We start from the raw sequence: 20,511 nt of genomic DNA, 5'->3' as shown, positions 1-20,511 counted from the left end.
CACATTCGAACCGGACGGGCGTCCGGTCCGCGCTATTCCGCTTGTGGTCAGGGAGCATGGGACGATGCGCGGTCCGCTTGCCCGAAAGCTGTCGCCAAACGAAATTGGAAACGATTCCAATTTCGTCTTCAAAATATATTCTGATTAATATTTTTTGTCAACGAAGACGGGCAAGCGTGCGCGGGCTTACTTTTTACGGAGGCTTTTGAGGAAGCTTGGCAAGCGGTTGAAGATGCCGACCAACGCATGCATCTGCCAAGGGAAGACGCAGCGCTCGTCGCGCCGTTCGATGGCGGCGGCGATGCGCCGCACCGCGTCCTGCTCGGACATGAGAAAGGGTTTGCCGCTGGCGTCGCCGTTGTTCAATTCGCGCAGGCGGGCGGTGTCGACGTAGCCCGGCACGATCACGGTGACGCCGATGCCGAATGGCGCCAACGCCTTGCGGTAGGCGTCGCAGATGGCGATGGCGGCGCGCTTGCTGGCACTGTACAGCGAGCCGCCAGGATAGTCCCGCTGTAGGCCGGCGATCGACGCCACCGCGACCAGCTGCCCTCGCCCGCGCGCCATCATCGCTTCGGCGGCGGCACTGAAAGCGTGATCGAGACCGCCCACGTTCACGCGCAACACCGGCAACGTGCTGGCGGGATCGCGCGCGATGGCGGCGGCGTCGGTGTACTGGCCGGCGGTGACGATCAGCAGGTCCAGCTCCGCAAACGCGGCCACGGTGCGCGCGACGGCGTCGCGGTCGGCGATGTCGCAGGCGTGTATACTGATGCGCTCCTCCGCCAGCAGCGGCGAGCCTTCCAGTTTTCCCGGATGCCGCCCGCAGATGGCGACGCGTGCGCCCTGCCGCCAGTAGTGCCGCGCCAGTCCCAGGCCGATGCCGCTGGTGCCGCCGATGATCATCACGTTCATGCTGTTGCCTTGTTATGTCGGGTTGCGTTGCGCATCGCGGGGCGGCGGCCTTGCGCGGCCAGCGCGTAGGCTTCCTTTGCACGCTGGTAGCCGTACTGCCATTGGGTTTCCACGTCGGCCACGTAGCGTTCGTAGGTGGCCGGCGCCACCAGCTGCACGCGGTTGGCGCGCCACGCGATGCGCTTCTGGATGCCGGTGCCGCGCAAGGCCTGGCTGACGTCGGAGGTGTCGATCCATACGTCGGCGGGCTGGCCATGCACATGGCGCAGGCGCGCGTTGGCGTCGATGCCGAACACCGCGCGCAGTGCGGGAACGGCCGTCTGCTGGTCGTAGGCCTGCTTCATTTCCATGCTGACGTGGCGCGCGAGGCAGCGCGCCAGTTCAATCGGGAACAGGTCGATGGCGCCGCCGGTGTAGTCCGCACCACCGGCGGATTGGCAGCGGAAGTAGACCATGTCGGCAATCGAGATGCGGGCCGCGTCGGCCAGCGGCATCGTCGTGTCGATCGCCAGGTCGTGCGCGACGGCGTCGGTCCAGCCGTCGCGGCCGATGGCGAATGCTTGGCCGGCCGCCAGCGCGGCGATGCGATCATCGCCGAACAGCGTGACGCGATAAATGGCGCGGCCTTGCCGCAGCTGGCCCGCTTCGCCAGGGCCGAACAGCAGCCTGCCGCCGACGATGGCTAATGCGGGTACGGGCGCAGGCGCCGGCTCGGGCGGCAGTGGCAGCACCGGCGGAATCTCGAACAGGTAGTCGTTGAACAGATCGGGAATGCGCGCTGCCCTCGCGCCGTTCATCCGCCGCAGCGCGATGCCGGCCAGTGCGCGCAGCGGCGTGGCGCGCGGACCGGATCGCAGGCCGCGGAAAAACTCATACATCTGCGGCGATGCCAGCCACGCCTTGCGCGCCGCGCTGTCGGGCAGGTTGCGGATGATGGCGCCGGCCACCGCGCCGCCGCACGTGGCCAGCAGCAGGTCCGGCTCCTGGCCGGCATCGACGGCCGCCGCGTGCATGCCGAGGTAGTAGCCGAAGCGGAAGCCGCCTCCGGCCAGCACCATGCATCGTTCATATCTTGGGTCTCGCGCAGCGTCGGTCATGCGTGACATAATGCCTCAATTACATCGTTATCAACAAGGACAGTCAGACAATGAACCGCCCCGGCATGTCGCAGCGTCTCATCCAGCTAGCGCTCAACGGCGCGCTGTTCGGCATCTGCTACCCGCTCACCAACTACCTGGCGCAGGGACGGCGGGACGTGGGCAACGTCGCGATGGCGTGGGAAGCCGGGCTGCCCTTCCTGCCTTGGATGGTGCTGCCGTACATGACGTCCGGCCTGTTCTTCGTGCTGAGTTTTCTGCTGGTGCGCGACCGCGCCGGCCTGCAAGCGCTGAGCCGCCGCACCGCGTTCGCCACCATCGCCGCCTGCCTGGTCTTCGCCGCCTGGCCGCTGCGCTTTTCCCTGCCCCGCCCCGCCGTCGACGACGCGCTGCCCGCCTGGCTGTTCGCGCAACTGGCCGCGATGGACCATCCCTACAACCAACTGCCGTCGCTGCACGTGGCCTACTGCCTGATCTTCTGGGCCGCGCTGCGCACCGCCACCACATCGACCCTGCTGCGCGCCGCACTCGCCGCGTGGCTGATGCTGGTCGCGATCAGCACCGTGTTCACCTACCAGCACCACGCGCTCGACGTGGCCGGCGGTGCCGTATTGGGCGCGCTCGCGCTGCACCTGCTGCCGGTCGATGGCGATGTGCGCAAGCCGGTGGCGTTCTGCTACACCGTACTGGCAGGGCTGTCGTTGCTGGCCTGGTTCGCGCTTGGCGGCCCGTGGTGGCTGTACCTGGCGGCCAGCCTGCTGCTGGTGGCGCGCGCGTACTACCGCCGCCACGCCGCCTTCCTGCACAAGCGCGACGGCCACTATCCGCTGTGGATCTGGCTGATGTACGCGCCATACCTGTGCGGCTACCTTCTCACATGGCAGCTGGTGCGCTGGCGCGAACGCCACCGGCCACCTTTCGTGCGACACAGCGAAAGCCTGTGGGTAGGCCGCCGCCTGACCGACGCCGAAGCCGCGCAGCTGCCCGCCGATTGCGCCGTCATCGACCTGTCAAACGAATTGAGCGAGACGCGCGCGCTGCGCAATCGCAGCTATCATCACTTCCCGCTGCTCGACCTGCACGCGCCGGATGCGCAATCGGCCCGCCCCATCCTGGCCGCCATCCGCGCGCACGCGGCACAAGGCCGCGCCATTTACCTGCACTGCGCCATGGGCTACCGGCGCAGCCGCCAAATCGCCCAACTCTACCTGGAGCACTACCCGCAATGAGCTTTTCGATCTACCAGCTGAAACCGCAATTCCAGCAACTGCTGCAACCGTTGATGCGCGCGCTGGTGCGCTGCCGCGTCACGCCCAACCAGATCACGTTGACGACCATGCTGCTGTCGGTGGCTTACGGCGCCGCGCTGGCCACGCAGCCGCAATGCGCGGGTCTGTGGGCCGGCCTCGCCGCGTTCCTGCTGCTGCGCATGGCCCTCAACGCCATCGACGGCATGCTGGCCAACGCCACCGGCCAGAAGACGCGCCTCGGCACGCTGCTCAACGAAATCTGCGACCAGGTGTCCGACGTGGCGCTGTACCTGCCCTTCATGCTGGTGCTGCACGCACCGCTGGTGGTGCTGGCCGTGGCGGCCGCGCTGCTGGCCGAATTCGCCGGCGTGCTGGCCCTCAGCGTGGGCGCGGCGCGCCGCTTCGACGGCCCGATGGGCAAGAGCGACCGCGCCTTCTGGTTCGGTCTTCTCGGCCTGCTGATCGCCTACGGCGCCGCCCCGCTGCTGATGAACGCCATCCTGGCGCTGGTGATCGCCTTGTCGGCGTGGACCGTCGTCAATCGCCTGCGGCAGGCGCTGCGGGCTTCTGCGCCAGCGACACCGTAAAGATCCCTTCCAGCCCGATGCGGGTGGCGATCTTGCGGCAGCCCGCATGCGCCACCAGGCCATCCATCTCCGCCTGCGGACGCGGACGCATCTGCCACGGCTTGCCCTGGTGGCTGGTCAAGGTCAGCGCGATCATGTCCAGCTGCGGGTGCCACGGCTGGCCAGTGTAGATCAAATGGCCGCCGGCGCGCAGCACACTGACGATGCCCTGCAACGAAGCCGCCACCGGCGCGTTCTCGCTGAACAGCTCATACAAACCGGAGACGATAACGATGTCGTACTCGCCCTCCTCCGCGCGGTAGCTGCCGGCGTTGAAGGCGTCGCGCAATTGATAATCGATCTTGGCCCGCAGTTGCAGCTGGTCCGCCAGCACGCGCGCCTCGTCGAGGTTATGCTGCGTGAAGTCGCGCAGCGTGACTTCGATCTCGCGGTCCTGGAAGCGCTTGATGGTCTCCAGCACGTAGCGCCCCGAACCTGCCGCCACGTCGAGGATACGCAGCGGTGCGTCGCCTTGATGCGCGGCGATGCGTTCGCCCAGCATCTGCTGCAACTGGCGCTTGCGCAAGCGGATGCCGCGCCAGCCCACCGCGTCCAGATAGCCGCGATCCATCATCCCGCCGAACAGGAAGCGCCCACCGGCCTGGTTGCGGTACACGTAATCGAGCGAGGCGCCGGAATCGAAACCGTGCCGCAGGCCGATCTTCATGCCGTTGCTGACTGGTCCCATCATACCGAGCATCACACGCTGCATGCCGAACCACGCCTTGGCCACCGGACCGCAGCTCTGGCCCGCCTGCAGCGCCGCGTACTGGCGGGCGCTGTGGCTGTCGCGGTCCGCGCTCAGGTAGTGCGACGGCGCCAGCGGCGCGCGCTCGAAACACTGCTCGATGAATTCGCGGCTGGCCTCCAGCGCCACGCTGATGTCCTGCTCGTAGAACAGCGCGTGGAAGGCATCCGGCAGATGCACGTAGCGCTTCAGCGGCGACGACAGGCGCCGGTAGAAGTCCTGCTGCGGGCCTTCCTTGACCACGTAATCCTTGCCGGCGCTGAGCATCAGCACCGGCGTGTCGATGGCGGCGGCGTCCTGCACGATGCGCTTGGCGGTATCGGCCAGGCCTAGCAGCACGCAGGCGGAGATGGCCTTGGCGATCAGCGGATCGGCGGCGTAGGCGGCCGCCTCCTGCGCCGAATGGGTCAGCATGCCAGGGCGGATGTAGCTGGTCACGAACAGTTCCGGCTTGAAGCGGCGGGCGAAGCGCAACGCCGGCTTGGCCAGCGGGACGTAGAGGTTGATGTCGAATGCGGCGGCGGCCATGATGACGCCGCGCACGCGTGGTGCGTAATCGTGCAGCCAGGTGGCGGCGACCACCGCGCCGACGCTGTTGGCCACCACCAGGATGTTCTCCGGCGCGAAGCCGTAGGTGGTGGCGATGTGCGCGATGAAGGTGTCGAAGTCCTCGACCAGCGCCTCGAAGCTGGGCGCGTCGCCACGCTCCCCGGGCGAGTAGCCGTGGCCGCGCGCGTCCCAGGCGAAGGCCCAGTCCTGCGTGTACCCGAACTGCTCGACCAGCGGCTGGATGCGGCCCGAGTGCTCATGGCCGCGATGCAGGAACACCAGCGCGCGCTGCGGTCCGTCCTGGCGCGGCGACTGCGGCTGCCAGGCGCGGTAGAACAGGCGCACGCCGTCGTTGCAGTCGAAGCCGGATTCGGTGGTGCGCCATGCCAGTGAGCGTTCAGCTTTCATATTATTTTTCCAGGAGATGAGTGATGAGGAAGTACAGCAGCGGCGCAGTCACCACCAGGCTATCGACCCGGTCGAGGATGCCGCCGTGGCCGGGAATGAGCTGCGAAAAATCCTTGACGCCCAGCGCCCGCTTGGCGGCCGAGAACATCAGGTCGCCGCAGAAGCCGCCCAGCGACAGCAGCATCGCGCACACCATCGACAGCAGCAACGCGCACACCGTCAATTGCGCGTCGCCGGCCAGATGCAGATAGCGACCCAGCGCCAGCGACAGCGCGATGCTCACCACCACACCGCCCAGCAATCCTTGCCAGGTCTTGTTCGGACTGATGCCGGGCGCGATGCGGTGGCGGCCGAAGATGGTGCCGCTGATGAACTGGGCCACGTCGTTGAGCGCGGTCAGCACGTACAGGTAGAACAGCCAGGCCAGGCGCGCATGCGCGTCCAGCGGCAGGCTGTCGTACAGTGGCAGGAAGCGGCAGCTGTAGCACAGCACCAGCCATAGCAGCCATGCCAGGACTGCGGCGCCGCGCTTGCGCAGGTAGATCGCCGCCGTCAGCGCGACGGCCGGCGGCAGCGCGGCCATGGCCACCGGCGCCGGCAGGAACAGCGCCGTACCGAACACGATGGCGGCCGGCACCACGAAGCCGCGCCCGGCGAACGGCGCCAGCTCGCGCAAGGCCAGGAGGCCGATCAGCATCGCCAGCAGCGTCGCGCCGAGCGGATGCAGCAGCAGGCTGACGGTCACCACCGGGAAGATCCACCACCAGGCGTTGACTTGGTCGCGCAACTGGCTGTGCGGCCGCGCGCGCAGCTTGACGCCCACGCCCAGCGACGCCATACCCAGCATCAGGTACAGCATGCCGAGCGCGGTCAGGATCTCGGTGCCCAGCAGGGAAAACAGCAATTGCATAAATGCCTCAATTATTTTTGTGGCAATTGTATAGCGTTTTCCGGCGCGCGGGTCAGTCTACGGTGATCAGGACGTCGCGCCCCTTGGTGGCGGCGTTGCCCGCGTAGTCCTCGGCCGTGATGCGCAGCGTGTAGTTGCCGGGGCCGAGGGCGCCAACTTTCCAGCCGCCCGGCGTCAGCTTGCCGTGGATGAGCGTGTTGTTGATGGCGTAGGAGAAGCGCGTCTCCGCCGCGCCGTGCACGGTGATGCCGCTGGTGCTCGAGTAGGCCAGCTTGACGGCGTCGCGGTTGCGCGGCAGACGGTCGTAGAGTTGCGTGATCAGCGGCTGCTCCATGCCGGGGATGATCTCGCCGTCCGCGTTCAGCAACTGGTAGCCCAGCTTGTACAGGCCGAGGCGGCGGCGCGCCTGGTTACCGTTCATCTGGTCGAACGCGTCGACGATGATCTGCACTTCGCCCAGGCTGCGCGGCACCATCAGGCGGCCGTCGACCTTGTCCTTGAGCGGCTTGCCGCTGCTGTCGGCCAGCGTGATGCCCTGGATCTGCGGCGCGATGGTATCTTCCAAGTCCACGAACGGCAGCGACAGCGGATTGAGCACGTCGCCGTTGGGCAGGTAGTCCAGATGCACGTGGGCCATGCGGTTGACAGTGCCCAGCGTTTCGCCCACCACGAAGCGGGTGCCGCGCTTGACGCGTACCTCCGACGGCACGCCCTTCTCGTCCTTCAGCACCTGGAAGCGCGGGTCGAGCGGCTTGTCGTTGGCGCCGCGTCCCACGCGCATGTGGATGTAGCGCATGCCGTCCAGCGCCAGCCCTTCCGACAGCTCGCCGTAGCCCCAGCTGGCGAGCGGGCTGCTGACCTTGCCGGAGGTGACGGCCAGCACCGGCGTGCCGATCGCGGCTTGCACATCGAGGCCGGCGTGGAAATGGTCGCGGCTTTCGCCGTCGAAGTTGCCGCGCACCTCGCCCATCAGGCCGACCACTTCGTGCGGCTTGTCCTGGGGCTTGACCGGCCACGGCATCGTGGCGCCGTGCGCCGGGATCCCGGACAAGGGCTCGTCGGGCGCTCCCTCATCGCCATCCCGCGCCGGCGCCACGCGATGCACGCGGAAGGTGGCGCTGTCGGCCACGTACAGCGAGCCGTCCCGCGCCAGCGCCAGGCCGCGCGGCGCATAGAAGCGCACGCCGCCGTCGGCGCCATAGCCCGGCTGGGCCGGATGGTCGACGTCTTCCAGCGCCAGCACCTCGCCGGCCGGCGTGATCTGCGCCAGGCGGCCGTGGGCGTTGCTGGTCACGTAGAGGAAGCCGTCCGCCGTGCGCGCCAGCCCGATCGGCGATTCCAGCGGCGGCGAGCGGTCGCCGTCCTTGGCCTGGGCGACGGTGCTCACGCTGCCGTCCTTGCCCAGCTTGCGGATGGCGTGGTTGCCGGTGTCGGCGATGAACAGCTCGCCGGCGGCGCCAAGCGCCAGGCCGGTGGGGCCGTTGAACAGCGCCTGCGCGCCAGGACCGTCCACATCGCCCGCGCGGCCGCCGCCGGCCACGGTGGTGACGTCGCCGTTGGGCGCGATGCGGCGGATGCGGTCGTTGTAGGTGTCGGCCACGTAGACCACGCCGGCCGCGTCCACCGCGACGCCGACCGGGCCGTTGAACTGGGCCGCCGCGCCGCGGCCATCCTTGTCGCCCGCCAGGCCGTCGCCGGCCAGCGTGCTGACCGTGCCGTCGGGCGTGATCTTGCGGATGGCGTTGTTGCCGGTGTCGGCCACGTACAGGTTGCCGGCGGCGTCGATCGCCAGGCCGGACGGCGTATTGAACGCGGCCGCCTTGCCCGCCCCTTCCGCATAGCCCTCGACCGCGCCGGCCAGCGTGGTGGTGGTACCGTCCGGGGCGATCTTGCGGATGCGGTTGTTGTCGCCGCCGTCGGCCACATAGACGTTGCCGGCGGCGTCCACCGCCACGCCGAACGGGTCGGCGAAGCGCGTGCTGCGGCCGTGGCCGTTGTTTGCGCCCGGCATGCCGTCGCCGGCGATGCTGGTCACGCGCGCGCGCCAGTGCGGCTGCGTGCCTTGCGGAGCGGCCTGCCGGGCCGGGCCTGCTTCTGGATGCGATGGATGCGTCAGGAGGTAGGCCGCTCCGCCCCCACCCAAGGCGCCGCCCACGGCCAGGGCGGCGGCAATTAACTTGAATTGGCTGGGAGTCACGTTGCAGGAGCCTAAACGTTGATTTAAAGAAAATATTTTACCTGATCTAACGCGCCTGGGCAAAAAAAAAGCCCGCTAAGTTAGCGGGCTAAATCTATTTCCTTGGAGGAGATAGAGGAGACAGGTGAATGATGCTGCATCGCGGCATATAGGTCCAATTTATATTGGCAATAGCAGAGATATTCACCGTGAATATCTCTGCGTGCTCCCCTTATTTGCCGATGTCCGCGGCGTACGGCAGCACGCGCGAAGCCATGCGGGTGTCGGTTTTCAACAGGCCCACCTCGTCGGCCAGGATGTGGACCGCTTCATTTAGCAGCACATCCTTGGCGGCCTTGGCGGCCTTTTCCGCGTCCAGCTCGGCCGTCAGCGAGCGCTCGTCGCCCTGCAGGCCGTCGTCGGTGCGCAGCGCGCCCTTGACCGCCGCCACTTTCGGCGACGGCGCGGGCTTGCCGTTGGCCGGCTTGGCCGAGATCGCCTTGTTCAGCGCGTCCTTCGGATCGGGGATCAGCACCGGATCATCCGCGCCGAGCGTGGTCGACAGCAGGCGCGCCTCGCGCAGCTTGGCGCGGGCCTCCTGGGCGTCGCGCTCCTTGCGGCGCACCGCCTCGTTGAGCGAGATCAGGTTGTCCTTGCGCTGCTTCTTGACCAGCGCGATGTCCTCGGCCAGGTACTGGAAGTCCTTGTCCTTGGCCACGCGCGCCTCGTGCTTCTTGTCCAGCAGCGGCAGGATCTCCTTGAGCTCGCCGGCCGGGATGTAGACCGCCGGCTTGATCGAGGTCCACGGCAAGGCATTGTCGTAGCTCGATTCGCCGAAGGTGTCCGAATCGCCCATGGTCGGCAGCTTGATGTCGGGCGTGACGCCGCGCAGCTGCGTGGTGCCGCCGTTGATGCGGAAGAACTGCGCGATGGTCATCTTCAGCTCGCCGTAATGGATCTGGGCGTTCTGCGAGAAGCGGTCCAGGCCGAAGATGGTCTGCACCGTGCCCTTGCCGAAGCTCGGCTCGCCGATGATGACGCCACGGCCATAATCCTGGATCGCGGCCGCGAAGATCTCGGAGGCCGAGGCCGAACCACGGTTGATCAGCACGCCCAGCGGACCGTCCCAGGCCATGCCGGGGTTGGTGTCGCTTTCGACTTCGATCTTGTTGTCGCTGTTACGCTGCTGCACCACCGGGCCCTTGTCGATGAACAGGCCGGTCAGCTGCACCGCCTCGGCCAGCGAGCCGCCGCCGTTGTTGCGCAGGTCGATCAGCACGTTGTCGACTTTTTCCTTCTTCAGCTCGCCCAGCAGGCGGGCCACGTCGCGGGTGGCGCTCTTGTAGTCCTTGTCGCCCTTGCGGCTGGCTTCGAAGTCCTGGTAGAAGGTCGGCAGCGAGATCACGCCGATGCGGCGCTTGGCCGTGCCATCCTTGACTTCCAGGATGGATTTCTTGGCCGACTGCTCTTCCATGCTGATCTTCTTGCGCACCAGCGACACCTGGGTGTGCTTGCCGTCGACGCCGGCGTCGACCGGCAGGATGTCCAGCCGCACGGTGGAATCCTTCGGCCCGCGGATCAGCGCGACCACGTCGTCGATGCGCCAGCCCAGCACTTCGGTCATCGGCGAGCTGTCGTCCTTGGCCACGCCGAGGATCTTGTCGCCGACCTTGATCTTGCCCGACAAGCCGGCCGGGCTGCCCGGCACCACTTCGCGCACCACCGTGTATTCGTCGCGGGTCTGCAGCACGCAGCCGATGCCCTCGAGCGACAGGCGCATGGCGATGTCGAAGTTTTCCGACGCGCGCGGGCCCAGATAGTTGGTGTGCGGCTCGATCGACATCGCATACGCGTTCATGAAGATCTGGAACACGTCCTCATTGGTCAGCTTGCGCGAGCGGCTGATGTAATTCTCGTAGCGCTTGTCGAGCGTCTCGCGGATGCCCTTGTCGTCCTTGCCGGCCAGCTTGAGGCGCAGCCAGTCGTTCTTGACGCGCTTGCGCCACAGCTCCTTCATTTCAGCGTCGGTCTTGACCCAGTCGGCCTTCTCGCGGTCGTACTGGTAGCTGTCGTCGAGGCTGAAGTCCGGCTTGGTCTTGAGCAGCTCGCGCGCGTAGGCGATGCGCTCGTTGAAGCGCTGCTGGTACAGGTTGTAGATGGCGAACGGCACGCTGAGGTTCTCGCCGTTGATGGCGTCGTCCAGGCGGGTGCGCACGATCGCGTACTGGTCGAGGTCGGCCTGGGTGAAGAACAGTTTTTCCGAATCCAGCGATTTAAAATAGCGGTCGAAGATCTTTTCCGACATGGCGTCGTCCAGCGGCATGGACTTGTAATGCAGTTTGGTCAGCACCCGCGAGGCCCACACGGCCGCCTGGGCCTGGCCCGGCTGAGGTTTGAGCGCGGTGTCCGCCGCGGCTTTTTCCGGCACGGCGGCGCCGGCCTGCGCCGACAGCGCCGCTAATATGGCCACCAACAGCATTTGCTTCTTCATCGGCTTACTCCGAAACGTAGTTATCAATATCGTCCTGCGCAGCGCTCCTGCCTGCCATTCCATTCTACAGGATAGCACCTGGCACAGGCGCTGGGAGTTTGCAGTGTCCCCGCGCAGGCTTAAGCCGGCCTGAAATACCCCATCGACATCTATGTTGCCATGCAGCAAAAGTGTGATATCATGCCGGTCTGTTGTTTTTTGACGGCCCGCCAAGCACCACTCCGGCAGCGCCGATACGCCTCGACCCGTGAGGCGCCCTGAAGTCCTCACGCAGTCGCTCCGCTGGAGCATGCTCGCTTTCGAGCCCTCAATCCGCAGTACCCTGAACTGATAAATACATGCAAACCTTTACTATGAACGTCCGCAACTGGGGCGTTGGCACCAAGATTTCCGTTTTCACTTTCGGCCTGATCGCCGTCATCCTGGCCATGCTGCTCAGCCTGATCAACATGAGCACTTCGGCCATGCTGACCGAGCGCGCCAAGGCCAACGTCGCCAATACCCTGGGCGGCATCGCCAACACGGTCGAGGTGTTCAACACCGCCATGACCAATGAGGCGTCGAGCTTTGCCCGCCTGTTCGCGGCCGGCTTCGGCGAAGGCAAGTTCACGCTGGACACCGGCGCCACGGTCGACATCGGCGGCAAGCCCACGCCCACGCTCAAGCACAACGGCCGCCCGCTGAACCTGGACTTCTCCATCCCCGACAAGTTCACCGCCGACACCGGCGTGGTCGCCACCATCTTCGCCGCCAGCGGCGACGAGTTCGTGCGCGTGAGCACCTCGCTGAAGAAGGAAAACGGCGAGCGCGCGGTCGGCACCCAGCTCGACCACGCCCACGCCAGCTACGCGCCGCTGCGCGCCGGCGGCAGCTACATCGGCCTGGCGACCTTGTTCGGCAAGCAGTACATCACGCAATACGATCCGATCAAGGACGAGCGCGGCCAGGTCATCGGCGTGCTGTTCATCGGCCTGGACATCTCGAAGAACATGGCGATGCTGAAGGAAAAGATCAAGGCCATCAAGATCGGCGACACCGGCTACATCTACGTGCTCAACGCGGCGCCCGGCAAGGCGCAGGGCACGGCGCTGGTGCACCCGGCCAAGGAAGGCGAGAACCTGATCGACAGCCAGAGCAGCGACGGCCGCCCCTTCGTCAAGGACATGCTGACGCAGCAGAAAGGCGCGATGACCTACGCCTGGGCCGACAGCGCCGGCGCCGCGCCGCGCGACAAGATGGTCGAGTTCCACACCTTCAAGCCGTGGAACTGGCTGATCGTCGGCGGCACCTACACCGAGGAGATCACCCACGAAGCGGGCCAGCTGCGCAACCGCTACGCCTTGCTGGGCTTGGTCTCGCTGGCGCTGTTCGCCGTGGTGCTGTTCCTGCTGGTGCGCGCCAACGTCACCCGCCCGCTGGCCCGCGCCGAAGCGGCCGCCGCCCGCATCGCCCAGGGCGACCTGGACGTGCAGCTGGCCATCGACAATAAGGACGAGATCGGCCGCGTCCTGCGCGCCCTGAACGGCATCAGCAAGAACCTGTCGGGCGTGGTCGGCCAGGTGCGCCTCGGCGCCGAGCAGATCGCCACCGCCTCGAACGAGATCGCCGCCGGCAACCTCGACCTGTCGTCGCGCACCGAAGAGCAGGCCTCCAGCCTGGAGGAAACCGCCGCGTCGATGGAGCAGCTCAGCAGCGCCGTCAAGCAGAACGCCGACAACGCCGCCCAGGCCAACCAGATGGCACTGGCCGCCTCCAGCATCGCCGCCAAGGGTGGCGATGTGGTGGCGCAGGTGGTCGACACCATGGGCTCGATCAACCAGTCGTCGCGCAAGATCGTCGACATCATCTCGGTCATCGACGGCATCGCCTTCCAGACCAACATCCTGGCGCTGAACGCTGCTGTCGAAGCGGCGCGCGCCGGTGAGCAGGGCCGCGGCTTCGCGGTGGTGGCGTCGGAAGTGCGCAACCTGGCGCAGCGCTCGGCCATGGCGGCCAAGGAAATCAAGGCGCTGATCGACGACTCGGTCGGCAAGGTCGAAACCGGCAGCCAGCAGGTGGCGCAGGCCGGCACGACGATGCAGGAAGTGGTGGTCAGCGTGCGCCGGGTGACCGACATCATGGCCGAGATCAGCAGCGCCAGCGAGGAACAGCGCGCCGGCATCGGCCAGGTGCACGAGGCGATCGCGCAGATGGACCAGGTCACGCAGCAGAACGCCGCGCTGGTCGAGCAAGCGGCTGCGGCGGCCCACGCGCTGCAGGACCAGGCGTCCGACCTGGAGCAGGTGGTACGCATTTTCAAGCTGGGCGATGCTCAAGCCGCGCCTCGCCTCGCGCTGAGGTAATCCTACCCCTAAGTGGCGCGGCCGGCCCGTCGCTCAGGCACGCGGGGTAGGCCTTCCGGTTTTGGCCTATAATCGCGCCATGGGCAAATTTCTGAAGCACCGGCGCGGTTACAGCCTGATCGTCTGCATGGCGATCGTGCTGAACCTGCTCGCCCCGGCGATCGGCCACGCGATGGCCACGCTGGCGGGCGATCCGCTGGCGCTGGAAATTTGCAGCGCCACGCCGGCCAAGCCGGCGCCAGGCGATCCGGCCACGCACGCGATCAAGCATTGCGCGCTGTGCGCCACCCATGCCGACACCTACGCGCCACCACCCGCGCCGTCGTCCGCGCTCACCGTGCTGCGCGGCCACGACGCCTATCCGGCGCTGCACTACCAATCCCCCACACCACTGTTCAACTGGTCCAGCGCGCAGCCGCGCGGACCGCCCGCCCTGTCCTGATGTCCCGTTAAATCCGCAAGCCACCGCGCCGCACCGGCGACGGCTGGCCCGCGCCTGTTCAACGAATCACAGGATTAATCATGCAACGCCGTACCCTACTCACCGCGCTGGCCGCACTGCCGTTGGCCGCGCACGCCGCGCCGCCGGCCTACACCGGCATCGACGTCACCGGCAGCAGCATCGGGCCCGACTTCCGCCTGTTCTACGGCGACGGCAAGCCCGCCTCGCTGCAGGACTTCAAAGGCAAATACGTGCTGCTGTTCTTCGGCTTCACGCAATGCCCGGACGTCTGCCCGACCGCCCTGTCGCGCGCCGTCGAAATCAAGAAACTGCTGGGCGCCGATGGCAACAAGATGCAAGTGCTGTTCGTCACCGTCGATCCTGAGCGCGACACCGCCGCGCTGCTGGCCGAATACATGCGCGCCTTCGATCCGAGCTTCATTGGCCTGCGTGGCGACGCCGCGCAAACCGCCAAGGCCGCCAAGGACTTCAAGATCTTCTACCGCAAAGTCCCCAGCGGCAGCTCGTACACGATGGACCACACGGCCATCACGTACGTGTTCGACGCCACCGGCAAGATCCGCCTGGCCTTCAAGCACGAGCAAACCGCCCAGCAATGCGCAGCCGATCTGCGCCAACTGATGCAACCTAAAAAAGAAACCAGCTTCCTGAAAGGACTCTTCTCATGAAACGCATGCTCTACCTGATGCTCCTCGCCGCCCTGCCCGCGTTCGCGCAAGTCACCGTCAGCGAGGCCTGGGTGCGCGGCACCGTGGCCGCGCAAAAAGCCACCGGCGCCTTCATGACGCTGACCTCCGCGCAGGACAGCCGCCTGGTCGGCGCCAGCTCGCCGGCCGCCGGCGTGGTCGAGGTGCACGAAATGAAAATGGTCGACGACGTCATGCGCATGCGCCAGATCGACGGCCTGGCGCTGCCCGCCGGCCATCCGGTCCAGCTGTCGCCGGGCGGCTATCACCTGATGATGATGCAGCTGAAGCAGCCGCTGGCCACCGGCCAGAAGATCCCGCTGACGCTGGAGTTTGAAGACGCGCACAAGGTCCGCAGCAAGGTCGTGGTGGACGCGGTGGTCAAGCCGCTGAACGCCGCGCACTAGTCGCGCATAGTGGCCGTCGCAGCGATTACGGCAGCGGCCACCAGCACTCTCTATTTCGTCGACACCAATGGTGAGCCGCCACCAAGTTGTCGCTGCATCAGGTCCTTGGCCGTCACGAGCGCATCGTCGACCTTTGCCGCAACATCCGGAGTGATGCCCGTGCCCTCCCAGTTGGTATGGGTGATCGGGCTGATCGAGCGCCTGCTTGGTATGAATGCGGCAAAGTGCTCGCTGAGACGATAGGGGCGCGAAGCGTTGGCGCCGCCCCAGGTGCGTTCGCCAATCACCGTGGCGCGTTTCAGTGCCTGCATCTGGTACGCGAATGATTCGGCGGCGGACTTCGTCTCGGGCCCCGCCAGGATCAGGACCGGCTTCTTGCCGCCATAGCGTTTGCCGTCAAGCTTATCCTGCGTCCAATACTGCGTGGTGATGCCGGTCGAACGTTCCCAGGTGTCATCGAGGCGGGTGCGCTCGTCGACCAGATAGCTGATCAATAGCGCCACCGAGTCTCCCCCACCGCCGCCATTGTTGCGCAGATCGATGATGAGGCCATCGGTGTCCGCGAGTTCGTTCATCGCCGCGGCGTACTTGTCGGATACGAGGAAAACCGGCGCGAAGGAGGAGATCCGCAGGTAGCCGATATTGGGGCCAAGGTGATCGACCTTTTCCACGCCAAGGTTGGATGTGCGGACCCTTTCAAGCACGGCGGGCGGCACCTGTTTTTCCCATTCCGCCCGCGTGCGAGGTGGCGGCGGCATCGCATCGTCGGACGGCACAGGGCGGGCGCTGACATCGATGAACATATGCTTGTCATGGACCACGCCATCAATGTCATCCAACAGCTGTTTGGCCAGCTGTTCACCGTCCGTGATCCCATCGTACTTGCCTTCGCGCTGGTTCTTGCGCAAAACGACCTCGGCCTGTTGTGCCTTGTCTGGAAAAACGTAGTTGGCATTCAACTTGGCGATCAGCGTATCGATGACCTCCAGCCGGGTCGCCTGATCGACCGCCACCGGCGGCGGCGACGGAGGCGTGTTGGCGATTGCCACTGTCGCGGTCAGCGAGAACAAACATAGTGCGGCCATCCATTTCATGTTCATTATTTTCCTTTCACATCGGTAGGTGGAACAAGCTGCTACATCTGGCGGAACTGCTTGGTGAATCCCTCGCTCACGGGAAGACGCTCGGTCCGGCCCTTCAGGACGACCTCCAGCCCGGCGCCGCCGCGCGCCCCGTATTCGCTACGTTCGATACGGTCGATGGCCTGTAGGTTGACAATGGCGCTGCGGTGGATTTGCGCGAACAGCTGCGGGTCCAGTTGCTCGAGCAACGACTTGATAGGCAAGCGAATCAGCGAATCACCGCGCTCCGTCACCACCCGCGTGTACTTTTCGTTCGACTGGAAGTACAGCACTTCGCTCACCATCACCAGCCGCACCGAATTGCCGCTCGAAGCCTTGATCCACTTGAGGTACACCGGCGCGCTCTCCTGCTCAAACAACTGTTCCCACACGGCCGGCGGCGGGCTGGCGGCGGTGCGCGACTTCAGGCGGCGGATCGTCTGCAACAGGCGCGCGGTCGTCAGCGGCTTGACCAGGTAATCGGACGCGCCGGCATCGAAAGCGGCCAGGGCATACTCCGCATGCGCCGTCACGAACACGACCTGGCACGACTCGGGAATATGCCGCGCCACTTCCATGCCGTTGAGGCCGGGCATCTGTATGTCCAGGAAGACGATGTCCGGTTTCAGTGCATCGATGGCTGTCACCGCTTCGATGCCGTTTTCGACCTGGCCAGCGATGTGCAGTTCGGGCCACAAGGCATGCAGCTGGTCCACCAGCTCCGCCCGCAGCAAAGGCTCGTCTTCGACAATCAGGGCGCGCGGCATCAGGCGGGGCTCCCAACAATCGGCACAGTCAACAAGGCGCGCACTCCGTGTGCGTCGCCCGGCTCGACGAACAGGCTTGCCTTCCGCCCGTACAGCAGCAGCAAGCGCTCCGCGATATTCGCCAGCCCCGTGCCCTGCCCGGCTTGTTCGGTCAAGCCGACGCCGTCGTCGACCACGGACACGATCAGCAGCTTGTCCTTCCCGTCGCTCTCGTGCCTTGCGCCGATGGTGATCAGGCCCGGCCGGCTGGCCCGCTCCAACCCGTGCTTGACGGCGTTTTCCACCAGCGAGATCAGCATCGCGGGCGGGAACGGCAGGCCGCGCAATTCATCGGCCACCTCGACCGCGAAGCGCAGCCGCGCGCCCATGCGGATGCGCATCACCGCCAGGTAGTCGCTCACCAGATCCATTTCGCGCCCCAGGGTCGAGGACACCGAGCGCATATCCGGCATCGCGTTCTGCAGGTAGCCGACCAGGTGATCGAGCATTTCCTGCGCGGCCCGCTGGTCGGTGCGGATCAGGTACTTCAGATTGGCCAGGGTATTGAACAGGAAGTGCGGCTCGACCTGGGCCTGCAAGGCTGACAGGCGCGCCTGCAGCGAGGTGCGCTCCAGCTCGCGCTCGCGCCGGACCGCGTCCAGTGCGCTGGCATGCCGTGCGAGGTGCTGGCGCAGTTGGGCGGACACCAGCTCGGCGGTCTTGAGCGACTCGCCCTGCTGGATCGTGAACCAGGCCAGGCCCGGGCGGCAGCGGACATCGATGTGGCAGCTGGGGCCCAAATCGGACGACACCTTGACCTCGACATGGCGCCCCAGCGTCAACGGACGCCAGCGGCCCAGCACGATCCGTCCCTTGAAAGGGTCGTGGAAGAACGCCGGCGGGCCGGAATAACCGAGCGCGGTGCCCAGCGCCAGCCCCGACAAGGACTCGGTGCACAGGTCAAAGGTGGTCAAGGGATTGAACGGCGCATCGATGCGCCGCGTCACCGAGGAAGCCATCGCCTCGGCGCTCAGCGCCTTGCCCTCCTCGACCAGCCGCGCAAGAAAGCCGCGGGCGATTCCGCTGGACATCAGTGCGAGCCAGATCATCACCGCCAGCACAACGCCGCCGGCAATAATGTACGGCGTCAGCTTGCGGGTCTCCATTTCGTCCGGCGCGGGCGGGCCGAGTTTCAGCCAGAGCGGCAGCAGCGCGATCGCCAGTGACAGGAACAAAAGCGAGCCGGCGTTGAAGCGCAGCGCCGACTGCAACAGATAGCGGCGCACCAGGCGGCGGTCGTGCTCGACCTCCGATACGGCAGGCGCGTTAAATGGCAGAAATGGGGGAGAACTCATTAAATTCCTCGTGTTGAACTTGCACCGCCATTCTAGCGGCAGGGACGCGCGTGTCTTCGCCTATGCGACGAATGGCCGCAAATCGGGGAGGAAACCGGTGCTGGCGGGATGAATGCCGCCGGGAAGATGCGTAGCAACTACGCAAGCAGTCGATGGAACTGGAAAACGCCCAGCCAAATCAAACAAGCGATACAGCCATACATCAGGGCGGACAGCGCTCCCATTTTGATGTCGATATGGGAGGGAAGGCAGGAGAACAAGGCGACCGCCGCGACATAGCCGGACACTATCCAGCTCATGTAGTCGCCGTTCTGGAAAGCCGACTGGGTCCAATGGTTGAAGATAAACCAGCTCACCCAGGCCAACAGAAGCGGGGCAAAGGCCACTGGCGCGGAGTTCCAGATATTCAGGTTTCTGAAGCCCACGGAACCCAGCATCCAGTAGTTTTTCCCCCGTCTGGGAATGATGGAAAACGACGTTGGTTTCGCATACACCATCCAGCCCACCGCCGCGTGGAGGATCTCATGGCTGATCGTCCCGATCAACGTCAGGATCGCGATGCCCCAACCCGAATACCGCACCCAGCGCAGCAAGCAGAACCAGACAAATATCAAGATGAGGGATGGGATGGAGCCAACCGTCAGGCCCAGGTGATTTAGCGAGAACATTCTGGCCTCTTGTCAGGTATGGCCGCATCGTCGCACGGAGGCGAAAGCGCGTCAATTGTCCCGATTAAAGTTGTACGATGTCTGACATCTGCGTTATGATCGCTGCAAAACCACCATAGCAAGGAGACCGCATGACCCCTCTTCCGACCAAGGCCAGCCGGGTACGCTGGCTGATACTCGCCATCCTGTTCGCCGTCACGACCATCAACTACGCCGACCGCGCCACCATCGCCATCGCCGGGCCGGAGCTCAAGAAGCTGCTCGGCCTGTCGCCGGTGCAGATGGGCTTTGTGTTCTCGGCCTTCGCCTGGTCCTACGTGCTGGCGCAGCTGCCGGGCGGCTGGCTGCTGGACCGCTTCGGCTCCAAGCGCACGTATTTCTTCAGCATCTTCCTGTGGTCCAGCTTCACCATGCTGATGGGCACCGTGGGCTTCCTGACCGGCGCCGCCGCCGTCTCGACGCTGTTCTGCCTGCGGCTCTTGATCGGCGCGGCCGAGGCGCCCTCCTTCCCCGGCAACAGCCGGCTGTCCTCGGCCTGGTTCCCGACGGCCGAACGCGGCACGGCCGCGGCCATCTTCAACTCGGCGCAATATTTCGCCACGGTGCTGTTCGCGCCACTGATGGGCTGGCTGGTCCACAGCTTCGGCTGGCAAAGCGTGTTCTACGTGATGGGCGGGCTGGGCATCGTCATGTCCTTCATCTGGCGCAAGACGGTCTACGGGCCGAAGGATCATCCGGCCATCAACGCGGCCGAGCTAGCCTACATCGAAGCAGGCGGCGCGCTGGTGGACCTGGAGAGCAAGAACAAGGCCGTCGCCACCACCCGGCTCGACACCTGGTCCTGCATCCGCCAGCTGCTGGGCAACCGCATGCTGCTGGGCGTGTACATCGGCCAGTACTGCATCAACACGCTGACCTACTTCTTCCTGACCTGGTTCCCGGTCTACCTGGTGAGCGAGCGCCACATGACGATCCTGAAGGCCGGCTTCGTGGCCGCGCTGCCGGCGGTGGCGGGCTTCCTTGGCGGCGTGCTGGGTGGCGTGATCTCGGACCGCATGATCAAGTCCGGCAAGTCGCTGTCGATGGCGCGCAAGACGCCGATCGTCGGCGGCATGCTGCTGGCGATGTCGATGATCGTCTGTAACTACGTCGACGCCGACTGGCTGGTGGTGCTGGTGATGTCGCTGGCCTTCTTCGGCAAGGGCATCGGCGCGCTGGGCTGGGCGGTGGTGGCCGATACGTCGCCCAAGGAAGCCGGCGGCATGAGCGGCGCCTTGTTCAACACCTTCGGCAACACGGCCGGCATTACCACGCCGATCGTGATCGGCTACATCCTGCAGGAGACCGGATCGTTCGCCGGCGCGCTGGTGTTCGTCGGCGCCAACGCCGCCGTCACGGTGCTGTGCTACGTGCTGATGGTCGGCGAGATCAGGCGCTTCGAATTCAAGACGCCGGTGCTGAAGCACATCGGCGGCGCGACGCAGGATGCGGGCGCTCCACTGCCCTCGACAAACACCAACTGATGCCGCGCCGACTCTGCGGCGGCCGGGAAC

The 20,511-nt window shown here is 65.8% G+C and carries 17 protein-coding genes; 7 read left to right on the top strand and 10 right to left on the bottom strand.

All coding sequences use genetic code 11. The features are described 5' to 3' along the window. Positions 1 to 186 precede the first annotated feature (186 nt). Positions 187 to 915 carry an SDR family NAD(P)-dependent oxidoreductase gene (locus ACUJB0_RS19585; RefSeq protein ID WP_444846675.1) on the bottom strand — a complete coding sequence of 243 codons (729 nt, stop codon included), beginning with the start codon at positions 913 to 915 and terminating at the stop codon, positions 187 to 189. Then, on the bottom strand, positions 912 to 1,973 hold the full coding sequence (locus ACUJB0_RS19580) for a patatin-like phospholipase domain-containing protein (RefSeq protein WP_444846674.1): 1,062 nt from the start codon (positions 1,971 to 1,973) through the stop codon (positions 912 to 914). Before ACUJB0_RS19580 ends, ACUJB0_RS19585 begins: the two co-directional genes overlap by 4 nt. Positions 1,974 to 2,077: 104 nt before the next feature. On the opposite strand from ACUJB0_RS19580, the gene ACUJB0_RS19575 reads away from it, so the two are divergent. After that, a complete protein-coding gene (locus tag ACUJB0_RS19575; protein WP_444846673.1) occupies positions 2,078 to 3,241 on the top strand; it encodes a phosphatase PAP2 family protein in 1,164 nt (387 codons plus the stop codon). After that, complete coding sequence (locus tag ACUJB0_RS19570) at positions 3,238 to 3,849, top strand: CDP-alcohol phosphatidyltransferase family protein (RefSeq protein WP_444846672.1); 612 nt, start codon at positions 3,238 to 3,240, stop codon at positions 3,847 to 3,849. Before ACUJB0_RS19575 ends, ACUJB0_RS19570 begins: the two co-directional genes overlap by 4 nt. Here the strand turns inward: ACUJB0_RS19570 and ACUJB0_RS19565 are convergent. The 4 genes from ACUJB0_RS19565 to ACUJB0_RS19550 all read right to left on the bottom strand — a co-directional run bounded on the left by ACUJB0_RS19565 (position 3,800) and on the right by ACUJB0_RS19550 (position 11,170). Then, the gene (locus ACUJB0_RS19565) at positions 3,800 to 5,593 is read right to left on the bottom strand and encodes a bifunctional alpha/beta hydrolase/class I SAM-dependent methyltransferase (RefSeq protein WP_444846671.1); all 1,794 of its coding nucleotides are present in this window, start codon (positions 5,591 to 5,593) and stop codon (positions 3,800 to 3,802) included. The genes ACUJB0_RS19570 and ACUJB0_RS19565 overlap by 50 nt on opposite strands. Before the next feature lies 1 nt (position 5,594). Beyond that, positions 5,595 to 6,503: a phosphatidate cytidylyltransferase gene (locus ACUJB0_RS19560; RefSeq protein ID WP_444846670.1), complete on the bottom strand. Its 909-nt coding sequence runs from the start codon at positions 6,501 to 6,503 to the stop codon at positions 5,595 to 5,597. 52 nt (positions 6,504 to 6,555) lie between these two features. Then, on the bottom strand, positions 6,556 to 8,700 hold the full coding sequence (locus ACUJB0_RS19555) for a gluconolaconase (RefSeq protein WP_444846669.1): 2,145 nt from the start codon (positions 8,698 to 8,700) through the stop codon (positions 6,556 to 6,558). A gap of 211 nt (positions 8,701 to 8,911) precedes the next feature. After that, positions 8,912 to 11,170: a carboxy terminal-processing peptidase gene (locus tag ACUJB0_RS19550; protein ID WP_444846668.1), complete on the bottom strand. Its 2,259-nt coding sequence runs from the start codon at positions 11,168 to 11,170 to the stop codon at positions 8,912 to 8,914. A 338-nt stretch (positions 11,171 to 11,508) separates the two neighbouring features. On the opposite strand from ACUJB0_RS19550, the gene ACUJB0_RS19545 reads away from it, so the two are divergent. The 4 genes from ACUJB0_RS19545 to ACUJB0_RS19530 all read left to right on the top strand — a co-directional run bounded on the left by ACUJB0_RS19545 (position 11,509) and on the right by ACUJB0_RS19530 (position 15,068). After that, positions 11,509 to 13,512 (top strand): methyl-accepting chemotaxis protein, encoded by a 2,004-nt coding sequence (locus tag ACUJB0_RS19545; protein ID WP_444846667.1) that lies wholly within the window; start codon positions 11,509 to 11,511, stop codon positions 13,510 to 13,512. A gap of 79 nt (positions 13,513 to 13,591) precedes the next feature. After that, the gene (locus tag ACUJB0_RS19540; RefSeq protein ID WP_444846666.1) at positions 13,592 to 13,954 is read left to right on the top strand and encodes a DUF2946 family protein; all 363 of its coding nucleotides are present in this window, start codon (positions 13,592 to 13,594) and stop codon (positions 13,952 to 13,954) included. An 80-nt stretch (positions 13,955 to 14,034) separates the two neighbouring features. Beyond that, on the top strand, positions 14,035 to 14,643 hold the full coding sequence (locus ACUJB0_RS19535; RefSeq protein ID WP_444846665.1) for an SCO family protein: 609 nt from the start codon (positions 14,035 to 14,037) through the stop codon (positions 14,641 to 14,643). Then, positions 14,640 to 15,068: a copper chaperone PCu(A)C gene (locus ACUJB0_RS19530; RefSeq protein WP_444846664.1), complete on the top strand. Its 429-nt coding sequence runs from the start codon at positions 14,640 to 14,642 to the stop codon at positions 15,066 to 15,068. The genes ACUJB0_RS19535 and ACUJB0_RS19530 overlap by 4 nt, the downstream gene beginning before the upstream one ends. 50 nt (positions 15,069 to 15,118) lie before the next feature. Here ACUJB0_RS19530 and ACUJB0_RS19525 read toward each other — a convergent pair whose 3' ends face one another. The 4 genes from ACUJB0_RS19525 to ACUJB0_RS19510 form a co-directional block, all read right to left on the bottom strand. After that, entirely contained in the window at positions 15,119 to 16,168 is a 1,050-nt protein-coding gene (locus tag ACUJB0_RS19525) for a S41 family peptidase (protein WP_444846663.1), read from the bottom strand. Positions 16,169 to 16,203: 35 nt separating this feature from the next. Then, the gene (locus ACUJB0_RS19520) at positions 16,204 to 16,956 is read right to left on the bottom strand and encodes a LytR/AlgR family response regulator transcription factor (RefSeq protein ID WP_444846662.1); all 753 of its coding nucleotides are present in this window, start codon (positions 16,954 to 16,956) and stop codon (positions 16,204 to 16,206) included. Further along, positions 16,956 to 18,290, bottom strand: a complete 1,335-nt coding sequence (locus ACUJB0_RS19515; protein ID WP_444846661.1) for a sensor histidine kinase — start codon at positions 18,288 to 18,290, stop codon at positions 16,956 to 16,958. The genes ACUJB0_RS19520 and ACUJB0_RS19515 overlap by 1 nt, the downstream gene beginning before the upstream one ends. Before the next feature lie 137 nt (positions 18,291 to 18,427). Then, entirely contained in the window at positions 18,428 to 18,958 is a 531-nt protein-coding gene (locus tag ACUJB0_RS19510; protein WP_444846660.1) for a hypothetical protein, read from the bottom strand. Positions 18,959 to 19,089: 131 nt separating this feature from the next. Here ACUJB0_RS19510 and ACUJB0_RS19505 point away from each other — a divergent pair, with 131 nt between their 5' ends. Next, the gene (locus ACUJB0_RS19505; protein ID WP_444846659.1) at positions 19,090 to 20,481 is read left to right on the top strand and encodes an MFS transporter; all 1,392 of its coding nucleotides are present in this window, start codon (positions 19,090 to 19,092) and stop codon (positions 20,479 to 20,481) included. Positions 20,482 to 20,511: the final 30 nt, after the last annotated feature.

It is taken from the genome of Duganella caerulea, from assembly GCF_040362985.1.
In the GTDB taxonomy this organism is placed as follows: Bacteria; Pseudomonadota; Gammaproteobacteria; order Burkholderiales; family Burkholderiaceae_D; genus Rugamonas; species Rugamonas vulcania.
The sequence above is the reverse complement of the archived record's forward strand: the minus strand, read 5'-3'. Positions and strand labels throughout refer to the sequence as shown.